At 50.3% G+C, this 20,686-nt stretch carries 17 protein-coding genes and 1 riboswitch; of the genes, 11 read left to right on the forward strand and 6 right to left on the reverse strand.

Going from position 1 to position 20,686, the window contains the following annotated elements:
• Nucleotides 1-3: 3 nt before the first annotated feature.
• Together A0W33_RS01275 and A0W33_RS01280 are read left to right on the forward strand one after the other, a co-directional pair.
• Nucleotides 4-996, forward strand: coding sequence for an AAA family ATPase (locus tag A0W33_RS01275; protein WP_068836484.1), 993 nt, complete (start codon nt 4-6; stop codon nt 994-996).
• A complete protein-coding gene (locus tag A0W33_RS01280; RefSeq protein WP_068836485.1) occupies nt 996-2,327 on the forward strand; it encodes a DUF58 domain-containing protein in 1,332 nt (443 codons plus the stop codon). Before A0W33_RS01275 ends, A0W33_RS01280 begins: the two co-directional genes overlap by 1 nt.
• 235 nt (nt 2,328-2,562) lie before the next feature.
• Here A0W33_RS01280 and A0W33_RS01285 read toward each other — a convergent pair whose 3' ends face one another.
• Nucleotides 2,563-3,900, reverse strand: a complete 1,338-nt coding sequence (locus A0W33_RS01285; protein ID WP_068836486.1) for a Na+/H+ antiporter NhaC family protein — start codon at nt 3,898-3,900, stop codon at nt 2,563-2,565.
• 230 nt (nt 3,901-4,130) lie between these two features.
• Nucleotides 4,131-4,234, reverse strand: a riboswitch (SAM riboswitch).
• Nucleotides 4,235-4,405: 171 nt separating this feature from the next.
• On the opposite strand from A0W33_RS01285, the gene A0W33_RS01290 reads away from it, so the two are divergent.
• A complete protein-coding gene (locus A0W33_RS01290; RefSeq protein ID WP_068836487.1) occupies nt 4,406-5,326 on the forward strand; it encodes an N-acetylmuramoyl-L-alanine amidase in 921 nt (306 codons plus the stop codon).
• A 49-nt stretch (nt 5,327-5,375) separates the two neighbouring features.
• Nucleotides 5,376-6,485 (forward strand): hypothetical protein, encoded by a 1,110-nt coding sequence (locus A0W33_RS01295; protein ID WP_068836488.1) that lies wholly within the window; start codon nt 5,376-5,378, stop codon nt 6,483-6,485.
• A gap of 155 nt (nt 6,486-6,640) precedes the next feature.
• On the opposite strand, the gene A0W33_RS01300 is transcribed toward A0W33_RS01295, so the two are convergent.
• Nucleotides 6,641-7,900 (reverse strand): DUF819 family protein, encoded by a 1,260-nt coding sequence (locus A0W33_RS01300; protein ID WP_068836489.1) that lies wholly within the window; start codon nt 7,898-7,900, stop codon nt 6,641-6,643.
• Between the two features lie 248 nt (nt 7,901-8,148).
• Between A0W33_RS01300 and A0W33_RS01305 the strand changes: the two genes are divergently transcribed.
• The gene (locus A0W33_RS01305) at nt 8,149-9,198 is read left to right on the forward strand and encodes a serine hydrolase domain-containing protein (protein WP_068836490.1); all 1,050 of its coding nucleotides are present in this window, start codon (nt 8,149-8,151) and stop codon (nt 9,196-9,198) included.
• Nucleotides 9,199-9,560: 362 nt separating this feature from the next.
• Here A0W33_RS01305 and A0W33_RS01310 read toward each other — a convergent pair whose 3' ends face one another.
• The 4 genes from A0W33_RS01310 to A0W33_RS01325 all read right to left on the reverse strand — a co-directional run bounded on the left by A0W33_RS01310 (nt 9,561) and on the right by A0W33_RS01325 (nt 14,469).
• Nucleotides 9,561-10,769 carry a C40 family peptidase gene (locus A0W33_RS01310; RefSeq protein WP_172798073.1) on the reverse strand — a complete coding sequence of 403 codons (1,209 nt, stop codon included), beginning with the start codon at nt 10,767-10,769 and terminating at the stop codon, nt 9,561-9,563.
• Between the two features lie 63 nt (nt 10,770-10,832).
• Entirely contained in the window at nt 10,833-11,924 is a 1,092-nt protein-coding gene (locus A0W33_RS01315; RefSeq protein ID WP_068836492.1) for an aminotransferase class I/II-fold pyridoxal phosphate-dependent enzyme, read from the reverse strand.
• Nucleotides 11,924-12,937: a dipeptide epimerase gene (locus A0W33_RS01320; protein WP_068836493.1), complete on the reverse strand. Its 1,014-nt coding sequence runs from the start codon at nt 12,935-12,937 to the stop codon at nt 11,924-11,926. Before A0W33_RS01320 ends, A0W33_RS01315 begins: the two co-directional genes overlap by 1 nt.
• A 140-nt stretch (nt 12,938-13,077) precedes the next feature.
• Nucleotides 13,078-14,469 (reverse strand): D-alanyl-D-alanine carboxypeptidase/D-alanyl-D-alanine-endopeptidase, encoded by a 1,392-nt coding sequence (locus A0W33_RS01325; RefSeq protein WP_071890011.1) that lies wholly within the window; start codon nt 14,467-14,469, stop codon nt 13,078-13,080.
• A gap of 467 nt (nt 14,470-14,936) precedes the next feature.
• Here A0W33_RS01325 and nagB point away from each other — a divergent pair, with 467 nt between their 5' ends.
• From nagB to A0W33_RS21040, 6 genes are all read left to right on the forward strand, one after another.
• Nucleotides 14,937-16,856 (forward strand): glucosamine-6-phosphate deaminase, encoded by a 1,920-nt coding sequence (nagB, locus tag A0W33_RS01330; protein ID WP_068836494.1) that lies wholly within the window; start codon nt 14,937-14,939, stop codon nt 16,854-16,856.
• A gap of 275 nt (nt 16,857-17,131) precedes the next feature.
• Nucleotides 17,132-17,590 carry a hypothetical protein gene (locus A0W33_RS01335; RefSeq protein WP_172798074.1) on the forward strand — a complete coding sequence of 153 codons (459 nt, stop codon included), beginning with the start codon at nt 17,132-17,134 and terminating at the stop codon, nt 17,588-17,590.
• 54 nt (nt 17,591-17,644) lie between these two features.
• Nucleotides 17,645-18,484, forward strand: a complete 840-nt coding sequence (locus A0W33_RS01340) for a hypothetical protein (protein ID WP_068836496.1) — start codon at nt 17,645-17,647, stop codon at nt 18,482-18,484.
• A 538-nt stretch (nt 18,485-19,022) separates the two neighbouring features.
• Nucleotides 19,023-19,931 carry an NAD(P)/FAD-dependent oxidoreductase gene (locus A0W33_RS01345; protein WP_068839865.1) on the forward strand — a complete coding sequence of 303 codons (909 nt, stop codon included), beginning with the start codon at nt 19,023-19,025 and terminating at the stop codon, nt 19,929-19,931.
• A 113-nt stretch (nt 19,932-20,044) separates the two neighbouring features.
• Nucleotides 20,045-20,479: a hypothetical protein gene (locus A0W33_RS01350; protein ID WP_068836497.1), complete on the forward strand. Its 435-nt coding sequence runs from the start codon at nt 20,045-20,047 to the stop codon at nt 20,477-20,479.
• Nucleotides 20,439-20,645: a hypothetical protein gene (locus A0W33_RS21040; protein ID WP_068836498.1), complete on the forward strand. Its 207-nt coding sequence runs from the start codon at nt 20,439-20,441 to the stop codon at nt 20,643-20,645. The genes A0W33_RS01350 and A0W33_RS21040 overlap by 41 nt, the downstream gene beginning before the upstream one ends.
• Nucleotides 20,646-20,686 lie beyond the last annotated feature (41 nt).

The raw sequence follows: 20,686 nt of genomic DNA on the forward strand, positions 1-20,686 counted from the left end.
ATTATGCAAGAAGACGCACTCATCACCTCACAGGAAAACAAAACCGATTACAGCGCCCTGCGGGAGGCGGCGCAACGCATTAAACAGGAACTGCGGCAGCTGATTGTGGGCCAGGAGCAACTGGTGGAGCTGCTGCTGGTAGCTCTGCTCTCCGACGGCCATGTGCTGATTGAGGGCGTGCCGGGCATTGCCAAAACGCTTACCGCCAAACTGCTTGCCCGCACCATTCAGGCCGATTTCAGCCGCATTCAGTTCACGCCCGACCTGATGCCGTCTGACGTACTGGGCACTTCTGTGTTCCATCCCGGCACGGCAACATTCGACTATAAAAAAGGACCGATTTTCGCCAATATTGTGCTAATAGACGAGATAAACCGCGCCCCTGCCAAAACACAGTCTTCTCTGTTTGAGGTGATGGAGGAGCAGCACATTACGCACGACGGCCAGGTATACCCGCTAGGCGCGCCGTTTATCGTGCTGGCCACCCAAAACCCTATTGAGCAGGAAGGCACTTACCGGCTGCCGGAGGCGCAACTGGACCGTTTCATGTTCAAGGTGCTGGTGGATTACCCCAGCCTGGCCGAGGAAGTGTCGATACTGGAGTTACAGCACCAGGGTACGCACCTGAAAAACAACCTGGAGCGCGTGCAACCGGTGCTGTCCGCGGCCGAACTGCTGCAACTGCGACAGGCGGTGCAGTCGGTGCACCTGGATAGAAAGCTTATTGAATACATTGCGCAGATCGTGGGCGAAACGCGCGTGAGCAAGTCGTTGTACCTGGGCGCCTCTCCCCGTGCCTCTATTGCGTTGCTCAACAGCTCCAAGGCCCTGGCTGCCCTGCGTGGCCGCGGTTTTGTGACACCGGAGGATGTGCAGGAACTGGCTCCTGTTGTGTTGCGCCACCGCATCCTGCTGACGCCGGAGAGAGAAATGGAAGGCATCACACCGGATGAGGTGATCAAGCAGATTGTTCAGAAAATAGAAGTTCCGCGCTAGTGCAGTTTATCCGCAGTTTATACTTTACAAACCGCTTTTACCTGACCCTGGCAGGGCTCGTGTGCCTTTTTGTGCTCGCCTTTTTCCTGCCCTTGCTGCTCATACTTGCCAAAGTCGCTTTTAGCGTGCTGGTGCTGCTCACGCTGGCTGACCTGCTCCTGCTCTACAGCAACCGCAGCGGCTTTTTTGCCAGCAGAAGCATGCAGGAGAAACTCTCCAACGGCAGCGACAACGACGTGTACCTGTACCTGGAGAACAAGTATAACTTTGCGGTGCAGACCGAGGTGATAGATGAGTTGCCCTTTCAGTTTCAGCAGCGCGACAGCCTGTTTACAGCGGCCGTAGGCAAGGGAAGAACGCAGATCATCCACTACACGGTGCGGCCCACCAAGCGCGGCAGCTACCAGTTCGGCGCCATTAACGTGTACGCTATGAGCGCGCTGCAGCTCATCAAGCGCCGTTACCGCTTTGCCCAGGACCAGGAGGTGCCAGTGTACCCGTCTTTCATGCAGATGCGGCAGTACGAGTTGCTGGCCATTTCGAACAGGCTGCAGGAGTTTGGCATGAAGAAAGTGCGCCGCATTGGCCACAGCTCCGAGTTTGAGCAGATACGGCCTTATGTGGCCGGTGATGACCAGCGCACGATCAACTGGAAGGCCTCGGCTCGGAAAGCGGAGCTGATGGTGAACAGCTACCAGGACGAGAAGTCGCAGCAGGTGTATTGCCTAATCGATAAAGGCCGGGTGATGCAGATGCCGTTTGCCGGGCTTAGCCTGCTTGATTATGCCATCAACGCCGCGCTCGTTATCTCCAACATCGCCCTGAAAAAGCAGGACAAGGCCGGCATCATCACCTTCTCGAACAAGATCAGCAACCTGCTGCCGGCACAACGCAAAGCCGACCAGTTGCGGCGCATTCTGGAACTGCTCTACAACCAGAAAACAAAGTTCCAGGAAACGGATTACGAACGCCTGTACGCCACGGTGCGTAGCAAAATAAAGCAGCGCAGCCTGCTGCTGCTTTTCACCAATTTCGAGACGCTGAGCGGGGCTGAGCGTCAGCTGCCCTACCTGCGTGCCCTGGCCAAGCACCACCTGCTGGTCGTAATCTTTTTTGAGAACACGGAGCTACACGCCCTGCTGCACCAGCGCGCCAGAACCACCGAGGAAGCATACACCAAGGCCATCGCCCAGAAATTCGATTACGATAAGCGCCAGATCGTGAAGCAACTGCAGCAACATGGCATTCACGCCATCCTCACCCCACCTGAGCAACTGACGGTGAACACCATCAACAAATACCTGGAGCTAAAAGCGAGGGGTCTGATTTGATATCAAATAAGATATAGAACTGTTTAAAGTCAGCCTACCAAGTATAAATTTTACCTATTTAGCAGACTATCCCTTTGAACTGTCCCCTTGAGGGGACTATAGGGGTGTTAACTCTTGGGGAGATCGTTCCTGATCTGGAGCAATAAGATTTTCTACTGCAAAGAACACCCCTGTGGTCCCCTTAAGGGGACAGTCTTACTTTAAAACTCATTCCGCTTTTGCACTATACTTTACATTACACGGCCACCGCAGCTTTATCGGCCGGCTCCTTCGCCAGAAAGCGATCTACATATGGCGTGTAAATAGCGACAAGGGCGAAGAAAAGCAGCAGGTACAGGTACCAGGCATGCCCCCATAAGTCTACGAAAGACAGCTCCCCTTCTGTAAAACTCAACAGGATCAGGATCTGCGCACCGTACGGCAGCAGCCCCTGCACCACGCAGGCGAAGATATCGATGATAGCTGCGGTCTTGCGTTTGTCGATGCTATAGGTGGTGCTAATCTCTTTGGCCACCTCCCCGGTTACCACAATCGACACGGTGTTGTTCGCAATGGCCATGTTCGTGCCGGCTACTAGTGCGCCGATGCCCGCCTGAGCCGAGCGGAAGCCACGGGTGGCTTTGCTGATCTTGCGCAGCAGAAAATTGATGCCGCCGGCCTCACTCACCATCTGTGCCAGGCCACCCGTCAGCATGGACAGCAGGAATATTTCAAACATGCCGGTAAAGCCTTCGTACACGCTGCGGCTGAATTGCAGGAGGTCCAGCTGACTGCTGATCAAACCCAAGGCACCGGATGCTAAGGTGCCCAGCATCAGCACCACAAATACATTCACGCCCGAAATTGCCAGCATGATCACGAGCAGGTACGGCAGGATCTGCCACAACTGATAATCCTGAAGTTCGGGTAACATGCCCTGGCTGTTAGGTGTGGTGAAGCCTGTAATCAGGAGCAGCACCAGCGTCACGAGGGCAGCAGGACCCGCGATGAGGATGTTTACCCGGAATTTGTCGCGCATGCTGCACTCCTGTATTTGCGTGGCGGCGATGGTGGTATCCGAGATAAAGGAAAGGTTATCGCCAAACATGGCCCCGCCCAGCAGGGTGCCCAGCAAAAGTGGCAGCGACGTGTTACTCTGAGTTGCAAGCCCCACCACAATCGGCCCGAGCGCGACAATAGCCCCTACCGACGTGCCCGTTGCCGTGGACAGGAAAGCCGCCAGCAGGAAAACCCCCAGCCCCAGGTATTGTACCGGCAGCACGCTAAGCCCCAGGTTCACGGTGGCATCCACCCCGCCTACCGCTTTGGTAACCGTGGCAAAAGCCCCTGCCAGCAGGTAAATAAGGCACATGGTAATGATCTTGGAATCGCCGCAGCCCCGGATGAGGGCATCTACTTTCGCCTCAATAGGCCCGCGAAGTATAAAAAAGGCAGCAATGATGCCCAGCACCACCGCCACCGGCGACGGCAGCGCATAGAAGTCTTCTAAAAGTATGCCTGCCCCTAAAAAGGTAAAAACAAAAACGAAAAATGGCAGCAGGGCAACCCCTCCTGACTCTTGGATGTGTTTCATAAAATTATGCGCGTGGGTCAGGCACAGACAGGTTGAAATGCCGTTTCGCCTGACCCGTTGCTTATGAAGTATAAAATTAATTGAATAGGAGTCCTAGCTTCGTAGGAAAATATATGGCACAGTTGCCATGAAATCAGGAGCTAACAACAGCAACAACAGCAGCCAGTCGATGCAGAAGTATAAGCCGGAATCGAAATGGTGGTATAATGTAGCAAAGCGTGCATGTGGAATATTTATAGGTCCCAAACAATGGGCAGGTGTTAGCACCTTTCGGCAGAAACCGTGGTTGCTAGAGGTTCATTGAGCCTGCTCTCTCCCCTCTTCTTTATAAATCTTGCATAAAGAGGCTGCAAAGGTAAGGCTGTCTGACCGAGAATAACAAACGTCTGTTTTATTTTTAGCTAACAAGTAGGTCATCAGATCGAATGAATTAGCCGTTTATACTTGCATCATTTGCAAAATTATCTCTAGTTTATACTTGCTAACAAAAGATCTGAATTGCCTTATGAAGTATAGCGCCACTACCTTCTGCTCGCTGCTGCTTGCCTGCGCCAGCCTTGCCTCCTGCTCCAACAACCCCTACGCCAGCACCAACAGATCGCATAAGAAACAGGTGAAGGAGCTGGCTAAGCAGCTGCGCACGCTACCAGCCACCATTCCGGGCGAAGAGCAGCTGCAACAAGGCGATTACTGGGTAGGCACCACGAATTTAGGCCTGCGCCGGCCAAACCTGGTGATCATCCACCACACGGCGCAGCACTCCACGGAGCAGACACTTGATACGTTCACCAAACCACAAACACAGGTAAGTTCGCACTACGTGATCGGGCGCGATGGCAAGGTATACCACATGCTCAACGACAACCTGCGCGCCTGGCATGCAGGCAATGGGCGCTGGGGCAACGATACCGACATCAACTCCTCCTCCATTGGTATTGAGCTGGACAACAACGGTGCTGAACCGTTCTCTGACGCGCAGGTAAACAGCCTGCTGCAGGTGCTGGCGCTTTTAAAGGAGACGCACCGCATCCCGACCGCAAACTTCATCGGACATGCTGACATTGCCCCTACCCGTAAAAGCGATCCGAACCGAAATTTCCCGTGGAAGAAACTGGCTGCTAAGGGCTATGGCCTGTGGTACGATGAAGGCGTGGTAGAAAAATACCTATTGCCTGCCGCACCCATCGCCCTGCTGGACAGCACCGGAGCTGAAACAGGGGAAATCATACAGCCGCAGGATTCTGTCTCCACCATTCCATTATATTTCAACCCAAGGGAAGCGCTGCGCATCATCGGTTACGACACCAGTGACATGCCTGCCGCCATCCGGGCCTTCAAGCTGCATTTTATTCAGGAGGAGGTAAACGAGGTACTGACGGAGAAAGACAAGATCATCCTCTACAACTTATATCAGAAGTATTTGTAGTGCCTTTTGTGCTTTAAATAAGGCTTCAACAAACAAAATTATAAGATTAATGTGGAATGAATTATCACAACCACCTGCTCTAAAAGAATACTCGGACTATTTTAAAACTTTGTTATCTGTTTCTGGAGTTCTTCTTGGTCTTACTTTCACAGCTCTACTTTTTGTGATTCAAAGCGGATTTACCTCATTTAAATTTAGTAGAAGGATGTTTCTAGAGCTTTACGTTTTGTTAGGCAGAAATCTGATAATTAACTTATCATATCTAACCCTTATTCCTTTAGCCATTCTATACTTGCCTTCTTTACCAAAGGTCTTGGCATTTGGCTATTATCTGTTTTCGCTTTACTTCGTTAAATCACTTTTGGACTTACAGAAACATAAGGGCTACATTCACACATTATTTTCAAAAAATTTTGTGCCAAGTTCATATGGTAAATTCAGAGCCTATTTCCGTTATATCTACAATTTAGGATTCATCTCAAACCTCTTTATAGCTATCTATCTTATAATAATTGTAGGATATCCTTTACTAATTTCTTTCAAGGAAACTGGAAATTACCTTTTGACCGATAAAGCTTTTTTTTATTCCACACTAATTATCCTCTTTTTTTCTATTGTTCAAATCATCAATTTCATTCCTAAATTTTTTCAAAATTCAAGCGAGGAAATTGAAAACAAATCGGAGTCTTTAGATAATACACCTACTGAAGAGTTATCAGGAATTGACTATAAGAAGGAAAGGCTGCTTCTAAAAGATTATCTTATTGCTCATGGGATTCAGGAATTAGAGGCATCTGATAAAGTACCATTTCTCAAAGGTACTCTGTTCCTTAACCTCCTAATAGATCAAGATGGACCTGAAGCTTGGTTTAATGTAAATATTGAGGCTCATAACAATAAACACTTCGAAATTCGAGAAGCAATTTTAGATTATGCCTTTAAGCTATTTAGCCTGTGCAGAAATTCCATGATAGACATAAACTCTTTTGTGATTTCATTCCATATTTCTTCTGGCGGAGAAAACTCTAGAAGAAATATATTCTTTCGTTCAAGTAGGAGAGAAATTAACACGATATTCTCAAATGAGAAAAACCCCAAATCCGCTATAATGAAAATTAAGAACAAACATTTTGATGAATTATATAGAGATCTAGGTTAGGAAGATCTCTAGAAAACGGCAAGTAACAAAGTATTAATTAGGTCTCTTTATTTACTACCAGTCCACCTATTCATTATAATATAAACAGCCCCTGAACCCGCCGAAGAAACATTTCTCTAAAGGTACAGGGGCTGTTCTTTTCCCGTAATTTTTCCCTAAGCCAGCAAATTCCAGACGTACTGCAGCATCAGGCCGCAGAGGTAGGCGCCGTAGGTACCCACCGCGTAGCCCAGCACAGCTAGCAGCACACCCACCGGGGCGAGAAACTTATTAAAAGCCACAGCCACAATTGGCGCCGATGCGGCACCACCGATGTTCGCCTGGCTGCCTACGGCCACATAGAAGAACGGGGCCCGGATAATGCGCGCCACCACCAGCATGATGGTGATGTGTACCAGGATCCAGATAGCACCTACCAGGAACAGCGTCGGGTTGTCGAGCACAGCTCCAAGGTCCATGCTCATGCCGATGGTGGCCACCAGGAAGTAAAGGAAAACAGTGCCGAAGCGGGAGGCGCCGTAACCCTCCAGTTCCCTTGCTTTGGTGAAAGAAAGTGCCAAACCAGCCGTGGTGGCAATAATCACAAGCCAGAAGAAGCCACTCGTAATGGAGTAGGTCTCCAGTTCCGGGAAATTTTCGGCAAAGTATGGGGCAATGATGTCAGCCAAGAAATGCGAGAGGCCGGTTAATCCGAAGGCAACGCCCAGCACCACCATCATGGTAGCAACGGTAGGGACAACACGTTTGCCGGCCTGCAGGCCCTCCAGCCGCTCTTCCAGTTCCCGAATCGGGCGACTGTCGGCACGCAGCAGTTTGTCTATCGTTTCCGGCTTCTGCGCAAAATACAGCAGGAAGCCCATCCACACGTTCGCTACCAGCACGTCCACGGCAATCATCTGCCCAAACGCCTCTTTGCTGGCCCCGAACACCTCTAACATGGCGGCCTGGTTGGCTCCCCCCCCGATCCAGCTTCCTGAAATCGTGGCAAGTCCTTTCCATACTTCATCATCGCCGGTGTACAGCACATCCGGGTACACGGAGCCTACCAAAAACAAAGCCAGCGGTCCACCCAGCATCACACCTACCGTACCGGCAAAGAACATAATCACCGCCTTGCTGCCCAGCATGCGCAACGATTTGAAATCAATGCTTAGCGTGAGCAGGATGAGCGAGGCAGGCAGGAAAAACCGGGAGGCCACAAAGTATAGCTGCGATGTTTCGCCGGAAATGATGTTGAACGTGTTGAAGAGCGCCGGAATGAAGTAGCACAGCAGCACCGAAGGCACAACCTTGTAAAACTTCACCCAAATGGCGCGGGAGCTGCTGGAGGTATAGAAAACAAGGGCAAGGATTATCATCAGGAGGCCGAGTACCACGGCTTCGTTCGTAATCAGCGGTTCGCTTACTTCAGTCATGCTTGGTGTAGCTTAGGTGCGTTTGGGTGATAAGCGGCGGGACAAATGAAAGCAGTCAAGCCCGTTCAGGCTGCTACTGTATCCGCTCCAAAGCCATAAATATAGAAATTACAGCAGCCTAAACCCAACCTGTAAAGTATAAATGCTATATATTTTCAGGAGGATGCCGCTTTCGGGAGCAGCCATTCCGAATCTGGCCACCGCTGCCTATATTTGACAAAATCACCGCTATTCCCCATGCTTCTGACATGCCCGAGTTACAAGAAAAGTTAGATGCCCTGCTGGCCAGGCACTACGCTGCTACTACGCCTGGTGCCGTTCTGCTGCTGACAAAAGAAGATAAGGTAACTTATCAAGGACACTGCGGACTAGCCGATGTAGTAAGCAAAGCCGCCATCACCGCTGACACCACCTTCCGACTGGCCTCGGTCTCCAAGCAGTTTACAGCCATGTGCCTGCACCTGCTGGCGCAGCAGCAGCGCATTAACCTGCAGGATGAACTCGGCTTCCACTTTCCCGAGTTGGCCCACCTGGGCAGCGTACGGCTGTGGCACCTACTCTGCCATACTTCCGGACTGCCTGATTTTGAGGAACACATTCCGGCGCAGCAAACAGCGCAGCTTACCGACGAGGAAGTGCTGGAAATAACGGCGGCCCAACCCTCGCTCCTCTTTCCTGCCGGCACCCAATTCAGGTATAGCAATACAGGTTATGTGCTGCTGGGTCTGCTGGTAGAGCGAATTACAAGTATGGGGTATGATGATTTCCTGCAGGAGCACATTTTCCGGCCCCTCCACATGCACCGCTCCACCTTGTACCGCGCAAATACGACTATCCCAAACAGAGCCATGGGTTATGCAGCCGATGGGGCGGGCAGTTTTATACTTGCAGACCAGAGCCTTGGCTCCGCCACCCGCGGCGACGGCTGTATCTATACTTCCGCCACAGATTACCTCAAGTGGCACCGGGCGCTCACGCAGCTCCCACTGTTTAACATAACAAACCAACTTAATACATACTATACACAAATAGATTCTGTAGATGCGTGGCGTTACGGCATGGGTTGGTTTCAGGAACGGCTTTTTACAGGCCAGCACCTGCTCCTGCACAGCGGCGACACCTGCGGCTTTACGAACCTGGTGATAAGGCAACAGGAGCCGGATTTGCTATTCGCCTGCTTCTCCAACATCGCCAATAACCAACCTTTCCTGCAGGAGCTGCTGCAGGTTTTGGCTGAATTTTCAGACTTCCTTCCTCCTTCTGATCTGGTGTGGCAATTGCCCTGGCTTACACGGTAGTGATTCTGGCCAAGTAAGTGCTTATAAGTAAGAGGACAGAAATACCTTACACTATTTTGTCATCCTGGAAGGATATTGTGGGCAAGCTAGATAAGCACTAATTGCCCGCTTCTGCCGTTCGCCACCAAGATTTTTCCAGGATGACACTAAAAAAGACATTAATTTTATTAAATCCTCATACTTAGTTCATGTGTCTGGTGTATGTTGACTGGAGCCGAGGTTCTCAAGTGCAGCCCACAAGACACTAATAGGATATTAGGGAAAGTTGAGTTACCAGATCAAAAGAAGTCAGAAACAAAAAAAGGCGCAGCAGCGCCTTAAAAAATTCCCCCTCCTGTTTTTAGGAGGGGGTTAGGGGGAGGTTATTGGTACAAAGCTGTCTTCCGCAGGTCAACCACGGCATCTTCCGGTGTGATGCGCTTGGCACGCAGAAAGCGCTTCAGTTCGGAATCATCAAAGTTAGCGGCCTTGGCGTTCATGCTGCTGATCTTCACACGGCCAGCCGAATGAATAAACTCCTGGTCGCCGCCGATCCACATGCCCACGTGCACCACACGCTCTGCCTTGCCGTCTTTGGCCGGTACGCCAAAGAACAGCAGGTCGCCGGGCTGCAGCTTGTCCCAGCCGTTGGAGGTATCCACAAGTTCACCCATGTGAATCTGCTGCGACGCGTCGCGCGGAAGCACCAGGCCGTTCATAAAGTATATCGTTTTGGTGAAGCCACTGCAATCAACCCCCTTAAAGGAGGTGCCGCCCCAGAGGTACGGCAGGCCCAGCAGTTGCTTGCTGGAACTCACAAGGTTGTCGCTGGTTGGCTTTCGGCTGGCAATCCACTCGTCATACTTCACCGCCTCGGCAGCAGGAACAAAGCCTTCTCTGCCATCAGGAAACCTCACTTCATACTGGTCGCCGCTCTTTCCTTTCAGTGCCAGCACATCGCCGTATACTAAATCAGAAACGGTGCCATCGGCTGCATTTTTGCTCGCATAGGCAAAACCGTAGGGCTTCGTGTACAACAGCTTAGGGCTTTTTTGCCAGCTGTTAAAGGTATTTTCGTCCATCAGGGCCACGCCACTGGCATCCACCCAAGCGAGGTACTTGTCTGGTGTCTGCACCAGGTACCAGCCGCTTTTCTTCTTCAGCACATTTACGGGCGTGCCCATGGTAGCCTGCGTAGCCAGTTCTGCCGGGTGCCTTGGTTCGGAGCGAAGGTTAGCCACGGAAATCGCGATGATCCCGAAATGCTGCCCTTCCAGTTCCGCCTCCGGCAGTACTGCTATGCTATCTACAAAAGTGATGTTTTCGGCCTTCAGCTTGTCGAGCAGCTGCTCTTTAGCCTCGGTCATGTTCGTTTCGCCGGAGAGCACCTCGCCCTGCTGCTTTACCTGAAAAAGGGCTGTGCGCTTGTCGGGTGCGAATTGCTGGCGCACCGCGTCAATGTGTGGTTCCATGTTGGTGGCTGTGCTGGTGGTGGTCGCTGTGGTCGTGCTGGTGGTGGAGGTGAAGGTTTCCTTTCCAGGCGTACAGGCCATCAGGAAGCCAAGTGCAAGTATGAGGTAGTTCTTTTTCATAATTTTTCGCTGCAGTCGTGGCGCTTGCCACCTCCTGCCTTTTTATGTCTGCTGCTTCAGCTGTTATACGTTTTCCGGTATGTGCTCCGGTTCAAATTTATTGATAGCCTCGGTTAAGCGTTGCACATCGGCCGCCGTGTGCAGGCTGCTAAGTATCACCCGCGTCACGGGGGCACTCTCGGCTGTCGGGTAGCAGAAGCTTGATATGATAATCCGCTGTTGCTCCAGGTAGGCTGTCAGGCTTTGCTGTTTGGTACTGAACACTGGGTATCCAGGTATCACCTGGAACAAGTATGGCTGCCGTACCTGCTGCCTAAACAGCTCGATATTTTCCTGCATCACCTTCCGCGCCTCTTTGTAAATAGCCCCTGCCCGCAGGTAAGCATACAAGTATGCGGGTATGGCCGGCGATGCCCCGCCAAAGTAAGCGCTTGCTTTCACCTGCTCTATTAACCATTTCGGGCCAAGTATAATTCCGGCAGGTATGCCCAATGCTTTCCCCATGGAACTGACTATCACCAGCTCTACATGTTTATACTTGCTAAGCTGCTGGTAAATGCCTGCTCCCTCCGCTCCACGCACGCCAAAGCCATGTGAGTCGTCTACTACAAGTATAACGTTTTTATGCGACGGCAGCTCCTCGATCCAATCGAAAGTATAGGCTTTTGCCTGTAGCGGGTCCAGCGCGTTGCAGACGATCACAAAGCTGCTTTCATGCGATTGCTGCACCGTTTCCACTACCTGGGCAGCCCATGTTTCAAAACATGTTTCAGCGTTTGCTGCTGCCGCGACTTCGCTGTTCAGCCAGAGGGCCGGGTGCGCACAGGGGGCATACAGAAAGCGGCCGTGGCTGCTAAGTGCCTGCACCAGCGTTTGCCCCACCAAAAAGCCCGAAGACATGGTTACCGCTGCCTCAGCTCCCGTTAGTCGGGTCAGTTGCTCCTCTGCCTGCTCGTATACCTGCAGCTGTAGGTTAGAGCGGCGGGAGCTGGAGTAGTTCGTTCCGTAGCGGCGCATGCCTTCCTGCAGCAGTTTCTGAAAAGCTTCGTTGCAGGCCATGCCCAGATAGGAGGTGCCACTAAAGTATAAGTATTCGGCTCCGTTTATCAGGACGGTGCGGCCCGGCAGGTGGTCGGTGAAGGCTGTTGGGTTCATTAGGCAAGCAGCGATGCGCCTGTTCCGTTTTCGTTGCTGTACTGCACTTTGCCATAGTCGATGGTGACGCCGCGGGCAATGTCTTCTTTCAGCAGCAGCGCCCCGTCCATGTCCACGTAATCGAGCATCGGCAGCAGCTGTGCAATGGCCGAGATGCCCACGGTAGACTCCGTCATGCAACCCACCATTACTTTCATGCCCAATTGCTGCGCTTCCTTGATCATGCGCCGGGCGGGCGTCAGACCACCGCATTTCACGAGTTTCACGTTCACCCCGTGAAAGTGGCCGTGGCATTTCGCTACGTCGCTTTCAGTGATGCAACTCTCGTCGGCAATCAGGGGCAGCACCGATTGCGCGTACACCTGCTTCATCCCTTCCATGTCATCGGCACGCATGGGCTGCTCAATAAACTCCACGTTCAGAGGCTTCAGCTGTTTCGCGTTTTCAATGGTTTCCTCCACGCCCCAGGCACAGTTTGCATCTACTCTGAACACGGCATCCGTGTGCTTGCGCAGTTCTTTGATTATGGCCACATCCTCCTTCGTTCCCAGCTTGATCTTGTAGAGCGGCCAGGGCATCTCCTTCAGTTTCTTCACCATATTCTCCACCGTGTCAATCCCGATGGTATAATCCGTGAGCGGCGCATGATCGGTATTCAGGCCCCACATTTTATACAGCGGTTGCCCGTTCAGCTTCCCGAACAAATCGTTCGCCGCCATGTCGAGGGCACAAAGCGCAAAAGGGTTGTCCTTCAGATAAGGCTGCATCTCCGCCCAGAATGTTTCCGGGTTCTCCAGTTCCGTTGCTTCAATTTTCTCCCGGATCTTCTCCAGCGCCGCCGTCATACTTTCAATCGTGAAGCCGTAATACGGATTGCTGGTTGCTTCGCCATAGCCTTTGTATTGGTCCTGCTGCAGCTCCACAATCATGGTCGGTTGCACGTCGCGCGAGTCGTACGAAATAGTGAAGGTGTGCTTTAGCGGCAGGTCGAACGAACGGATGGTGAGTTTCATTTTGTCTTATTGGGTTAGGTTGCTGTGGTTTATACGTTTTTATACTTGCGTAGGCTTTCGTTTGTCACTGCTATACTTTGTCTGGAGCAATGGGAGCGTACTGTTCTGGCTAGATATACTCCGTCATCGTTTCCAGCCTCTTATTTCACCAGCGGCACATCCGGTTTCCCATCATGTGCATACCTGTTGTGCACCTCGGTCATGATCCGCACCATTTCTTCGCGAATGGCTGCCGTGGGCACTTTGTAGTTGTTGTTCATGAAGCTGAAGAGCAGCAGCTTTCCGCTTTTGGTGATGAGGTAGCCGCTTTGGTTGTGCACATGCGACAGTGTGCCGGACTTGCCAAATACAAACGGCACATCGGCCTTGTAGATATTCCGGAATGTGCCGGGCCTGCCCCCCACTGCCAGCATTGGCAGCAGTTCCTCCTGCGGCCGCTCCTGCAGCAGTTTTTGCAACAGGGCAATGATGCTGCGTGGCGTAAACATGTTCATACTTGATAGGCCCGAGCCATCGATCCACACTGGCTCATCCGGCAGGTCGTTCAGGTAGTTGGCCTTCACGTGTTTAATGGCGCGTTCCACCGAAAGCGTGTCAGACAAAGTGCCGGAGTTGAGCGCCATCAGCTGTTCGGCCATCAGGTTATCGCTGACCTTTAGCATGCGCCTTAGCACAGTGTCGGTGGGCAGGCCGTAGAAGATTTTGCCGCCGGCGGGTATACTTGCTTTCAGCAGTTCTACCGGGCGCTTCAGTGTGTCTGCAAGCAAGGCTACCACGGTTTCAGGTGAGGTGATAAAAGGCACTTCGGTGGAGAACTTTGCCGAGGCTTTTTTTGGGTAGTAGGTGACCTGGTTCGTTCGCCAGTTCCGCACGAACGCGTCCCCACGGGTAGTATCCGCTTCGTTTACACGTACCTGCTTTTTGAAGTATGCCGGTGTGGTGGTATAGGGCTTCTCATCCTGCCGCTGAAACTTAATGATGTTGCCGTGAATGGGGAACACATTGCGCTCGGGCTGGTAATAATAATTGTAGTCGTCCCAGCCCCAGTTGGTAGCGAAAGGCGTGCTGGTAAAGGGGGCATCGATATAGTAGAGCTTTTTCTCCGGGCGGTTCTTCAGGAAATCGTAGGCGATGTTGTTCTTCAAATCCATGTGGGTGAAGGTGGGGTCGCCGGTGCCCCAGAAAATCAGGGAGTCGCCGCGGCTCACGTACTTCAGCGCCGGGATGGAATCGCCCAGCATGTTGAGGGTGGCGTAGAGCGTAAAAAGTTTTGTATTGGAGGCGGGCACAAAATACTTGTCGGCGTTATGCGCCACCACCATCTGTTCTAGTTCCGGGTCGTAGAGTGCAAAACCCACAAAACTCTGCCGCAGCACCTCCGACTCCTCCACCTCCCGTTTTATCTCTGCAGGTCCGAACGCAGCAGTCGCTTCAGGCGATGCGTCCGCTGCCTTACGGGCACTGCTGCATCCAAGTGTTAGCAGCAAACTGCAGCATAGTATCCAGGTATAATGCGTTTTCTTCAGGAGCATGGGCTAAGGTTGGTTTGCGAGAATAAATAAGTAAAAAGAAAGCTGTAATCAAAGCATCTGCCAGCAAGTATAAAATAGCTACCTCAGGTATGCAGAGTTCATGTCCTACTCCTATGGTTGATTTATACTTCTCCCCTCCCGTTTGCCCTTGCTCCACCTGTTACGCACTCTGCCATGTGATGCTTTGTGTTAACGGAAAATTATCTTACCAGAAACATTTTGTCCTGCTTAATTAATTTGTCAACTTGAGCGTGACAGATAAGAACAGTGCCCAGCATGTAACCTTTATACTTATAAATGCAGATGAAGGCACGTACAAGGGTCGAAACTGTTGCGAAGGGATTCTCTTTTTGGCAAGGAGGAGCAGGTTGTATAAGTGAGCTGGAGGAGAAGAGAATTTAACGCGGCTTTAAATTTTTAGAGCACTGGTACCTGAAAGAACAAACCACACGCTAACATAACCGATCATGCGCAGACTTAACCTCCTGGAAGAAACCCGATTCGAGAAACTCCCCGTTACTGTTTTCCCTGACCAGCAAAAAGCCGCCGTGCGGGTGGCTCAGCGTATTGCCAACTTAATCCGGACAAAGCAGGACAAAGGGCAGCACACGGTGCTCGGCCTGGCCACAGGCGCCACGCCTGTAGCTGTTTACGCTGAGTTGGTGCGGCTGCACCGCGAAGAAGGCCTAAGCTTTCGCGATGTAATCACCTTTAACCTGGACGAGTACTACCCGATGCAGCCGGATGCGGCGCAGAGCTACGTCACGTTCATGAACGAAAACCTCTTCGACCACATCGACATCGACAAGGAGAAGGTACACATTCCGGATGGCACCCTGCCACGTGAGCAGATACAAGCTTACTGCCTGAACTACGAGCGCAAAATAGAAGCTGTTGGCGGCCTCGACCTGCAGGTACTGGGCATCGGACGCACCGGCCACATCGGTTTCAACGAGCCGGGCTCTGCCCCTAACTCCGGCACGCGCCTGGTAACGCTGGACGACCTGACCCGCCGCGACGCAGCCCGCGATTTTGGCGGTAAAGGTAACGTACCCACCAAAGCCATCACAATGGGAATCGGCACGATCTTTAAAGCCCGCGAGATAATTCTGATGGCCTGGAGCAGGAAGAAGGCGCCTATCATCAAAAAAGCGGTGGAGGGTGATATCTCCAGCGAAGTGCCGGCTACCTACCTGCAGCTCTCCGATAATGTGGAGTTTGTACTGGACGAGGATGCCGCATCTGAGCTGACGCGCTTTAACACGCCCTGGCTGGTGAAAGACTGCGTGTGGACAGAGGAACTGACCCGAAAAGCCGTGATCTGGCTATCGAATACGGTGAACAAGCCCATCCTGAAGCTGACGGACGAAGATTACAACAACAACGGCATGGCACAACTGGCCACTGAGTCGGGTCCTGCCTATAACATCAACATCCACATCTTTAACAAGATGCAGCATACCATTACGGGCTGGCCGGGTGGCAAACCTAATGCAGATGATTCGCAGCGGCCTGAGCGCGCCGAACCCGCCCGCAAACGTGCCCTTATCTTTTCGCCGCATCCCGACGATGATGTTATTTCGATGGGTGGCACTTTTATCCGGCTGGTCGACCAGGGGCACGACGTGCATGTGGCCTACCAGACGTCGGGCAATACGGCGGTCTGGGACGATGACGTGCTGCGCTATATGGAATTCGCTATCGACTTTAACCACAGCATCGGGAGCGACACCAGCAAGTTGGAGGGCGTGTATGAGAACATGCGTAGCTTTATCCAACACAAGCAACCCAACCAGGTAGACACGCAGGAAATTCTGAATGTGAAAGGATTCATACGTAAGACCGAAGCCATTGCGGGCGCCCGCTATGCTGGCCTCGAGGACAATCACATTCATTTCATGGCGCTGCCATTTTACGAGACGGGCAAGCATAAAAAGAACTCGGTTTCCGATGAAGACATTGAGCTGACAATGGCGTTGCTGCAGCAGGTGAAGCCCCACCAGGTATTTGCCGCCGGCGACTTTGCTGATCCGCATGGCACGCACATCGTCTGCTTCCGGATCATACTGGAGGCTTTACGGCGTTTGCAGAAAACAGAGGAATGGGTAAAGGATTGCTGGCTGTGGATGTACCGCGGTGCCTGGCATGAGTTTGAGCTGCACGAAATTCACATGGCCGTGCCTTTATCGCCTCAGGAGGTGTTGCGTAAGCGGGAGGCGATCTTCAAGCACCAGTCGCAGAAGGATAGGCCTGTTTTTCCGGGCGACGATGCGCGCGAGTTCTGGGTGCGCGCCGAGGAACGAAACCGCGAAACGGCAGAAAACTACCACCGCCTCGGCCTGGCTGACTATGAAGCCATGGAAGCTTTTGTGCGCTACCATTTTTAATGAGGCATTAGCGTCGCAGTTCCTTTTTTTATAATTGTAAGCAACTGAAGGTAAGTTGGTGAGGTGTATTTAATTTATTGAAATGGCTACGGAAGGAATGGTTCTTAGATGAAAGTTTCATCCTGCTATAGCGGCGTGTAGAAATTATATCCCCCAATCTGCTGAACGCTGAAAAAGTAACCTAAGCACTTGAATACACATCCAGTCGTTGTGCAGGTAACCGTAGTTCTTGATTGGCTAGTTGATGGGATTAAAACTATGTAATGAATGACCTTATGGAATTTACTTTAGGTTATTACGAAAAGAGAATCATACAAGAGTTTGTTGTAGACAATATTGGAATCACGTTAGAAAGGTTTGGCGAGAAAAGCTTTGACAAAGTATTTCCTGTAGACTTAAGTAATCTGAACTTACTTAATCAGCAAGAACTGGAAGTTGAGTTAGTAGAAGTTCTCAAATTTATTCAACCCAATTCCCTAAAGAGCTACAGCAAGAGACCCATATGGTTTAAGACAAATATTGTTGACCAAGCTGTAAATGACTATGTTGGAATTGGGCTGTTGAATATTGATGGGCCTTGGTTAAGGTATGTAATCTGCTCTCTCAGTCACGATAGAGCCGACCAAAGTGGGGACACCTTGATGACAATATTTGATACTGATTTTCAGTGGGCAATCAACTTCGAACTATCACAGGATAACAGTTGCTTGATTGTACAGAAATTTGAAAAATAATTCCATAGCCCAGCACGTAAAGCGTGTCTTGCTCTGTTTCACAGCGCACGCTTTATGAACAAACTCGTAGGCAGTTATATAATGAAAAACATCAAAGCCCTATTGCTGGTACTTTTTCTTCCACTGACAGTTGTTGCAACCGGACAAGTTGGAGATATTCTGATATGGAAAGGAGACACTTTAACAGTTTTTTCGAACCCGCTCGAATTACGGAAAGATATTAACTCCTTAAGGCCAAAGCTTTTTGGAATTAAAGAAGCAGGGATGAATACAGGATGTTGGCGAGGGTATGTTGCAGAGTGGGAAATAATTGAAGATGAGCTTTACCTGACCAACCTGTTTAGCTGCAGTTACTACCAGGATAGTGTTAAGGCAGATTTGAAAAAGGTGTTTGGTGCTGCCTACAAAAATGGCAAAGTCAAAGCATCTTGGGTAACTGGAGAGTTGCTGATTCCCAAGGGCAGACTTGTTCACTATGTTCACCAGGGATACGACTCTTTCTATGCGTATGAACTTGTGCTGTCTTTCAGGAAGGGTCGCCTGGTTGGCCAGAAACTTTATAACAACTCCATGTCCCACAAATCTATCTACTCAGAAAACCCTGACAGCCTTCAAAAATTCATTTACGCTACTATAGACTGGCAGAGGGTTCCAAACCTGAACGATAAAAAGGAGCGTGTGATTCTTCTTATATATTCAGGCAAAACAACAAAGCCTGACAGTGTCAGGGTTGTTCGTGGAGCGGAAAATGAAATACTCACAAACGAAGCAGTAAGAGTGGTAAGTATGCTTCCTGATTGGGATGTTTACTACAAACGAGGCAAAGTATATCCAATGCCGTGGACTATGCCAATCATATTTAGCGAAGAAAAAAGAAAAAAATACGCCCGCTAACAAAATGTAGCTTTCACCTTCGCAGCACTTCGGGCTTTGGCTGCACGAGTAACACTCTCGGTAGTATGAATTGCCTAACATAACAAACCAATCATTCAATAAAGTGGCTCACAAAACCTTCCCTACTTCCCCTTCCAGGGCTACTGCATTCAAGTATTTCGGCAGTTATGCCGTCGGCTACTTTTCCGATAAGCTTCAAGCCTGCTGCTACTAATTAAAACTGCAGGGGGCGTCCAATTTTAGAGCAGAAGAGCGGTCAAAGGATATGGCTCATCAATTATTGTGTTTCCACTCAAAACAGTAGCTGGATTTCAGTAGCGTCCTGGTTCGCTGCTGTTATACTTGTCTTTAAAGCTCCATTTACCCGCATCTCAGTTGCCCTACTCACTTATGCAACATTATTGCAAATAAAGTCAAACATTCCTACCTTTAGCACAGCTGTTGGCGACACATAAGTTTTAAGAAGCGGCTTTCCGAGCAAGATCGCCTAACCGCTAACAGTTATAAGAGTACTTTTTACCACATTAAAATGAATCGTATGACAGACACTAAGTATTATGATGTGATCATCATTGGCGGAAGTTATGCAGGGCTTTCTGCAGCAATGGCCTTGGGGCGATTGCTGCGAAACGTTTTGATTATTGACAGCGGATTGCCTTGCAATAGGCAGACGCCGCATTCGCATAACTTCATTACACAAGACGGAGAAAAACCTGGTGTAATTGCTGCAAAAGCCAAAGCACAGGTTCTACATTACAGCACCGTTGCGTTTCTCACGGGGCTGGCTGTGCGCGGAGCGAAAATTGAGAACGGGTTTGAGATTACCACGCAGGAAGGAGAAGTAGTTAAAGGACGAAAATTGATTTTTGCAACGGGCATAAAGGATATTATGCCCGATATCATGGGCTTTTCAGACTGCTGGGGCATTTCTGTTATACATTGCCCCTACTGCCACGGGTACGAGTTCCGGGATCAAAAAACAGGAATTATGGCAAACGGAGAAAGGGCTTTTCACATTGCCTCACTGGTCAGTAACCTGACAAATAATATCACGATCATGACTTCGGGAAAAGCAGACTTTAATGCAGGTCAACTCGCGAAACTGCAAAACCCTAACATACAAGTTGTAGAGACAGAAGTTACTGAAATAGAGCATGAAAATGGGCACCTTAGAAGTGTAGTTTTCAGTGACGGCAGTAAAACAGATTTTAAAGCTGTTTATGCTGCAGTTCCATTTACACAACACTCTGACATTCCTGTTTCGTTAGGATGTGAATTGACAGCGCAAGGTCATATCAAAGTAGATAGTTTTCAGAAAACAACCATAGATGGAATATTTGCGTGTGGCGACAATTCAGCCATGATGCGCTCGGTTGCCAACGCTGTCTACAGCGGCAATTTAACAGGTGCCATGGCAAATAAAGAACTGACAGACGATCAGTTTTAGCTAAACATTACCCCCAGCCCTTACTTAGGCTGCTATCCAAAACATAGTAGCGAAGGGAAATTGCGAAAATTTGAGTAGCTTAAGCACCTGAAAATTCAGACACTACAGCGCAGATGAACACAAAAATAGTAATGGCATCCAGTGCGATATTGCTAGGTGCTGCAGGGGTGGTACTCACCTTTGTCCCTGATGAACTAGTGCGTTACATGCGATGGGCCCCAATGGAGTCCTTGCTCTTTGTAGTGCAGCTACTCGGGGCGCTTTATTTTGCCTTCGGCATGCTGAATTGGATGGCTAAAGGGAGTTTGATTGGTGGCATTTACAACCGCCCGATTGCCATTGCCAATCTTTCGCATTTCCTGATAGCCGGGCTGGCCCTGGCAAAAGGGCTGATCGCTCATCCTGATTTACCGCTTAGCGTATGTCTTATAGGAATTGTTTACATTGTGTTCACAGTTCTATTCGGAATTATACTATTCAGGCATCCACTATCCCAACCATCACAACATGACAGCAAGACTAACAAACCTGTGGAGTATCATCAATAAAGGGCTGACCTTTGTTAACGCGATCTTATTTGGAGTTGTCTTCGGCGGCATGGCTTTTTTTGATTACAAGAAGGAGCGATACAAACAGGTTCCTGCCTGGGCTAACATCCTGTTGTTGCTGTTACTTGGTTTCGCAGCAATCGTTTCCATGTATAATTTCCTGTAAATGGTTTGGGTGTATAATCGCGCAACCGTAACAGACCGCAA

The organism is Pontibacter akesuensis (assembly GCF_001611675.1).
Taxonomy (GTDB): domain Bacteria; phylum Bacteroidota; class Bacteroidia; order Cytophagales; family Hymenobacteraceae; genus Pontibacter; species Pontibacter akesuensis.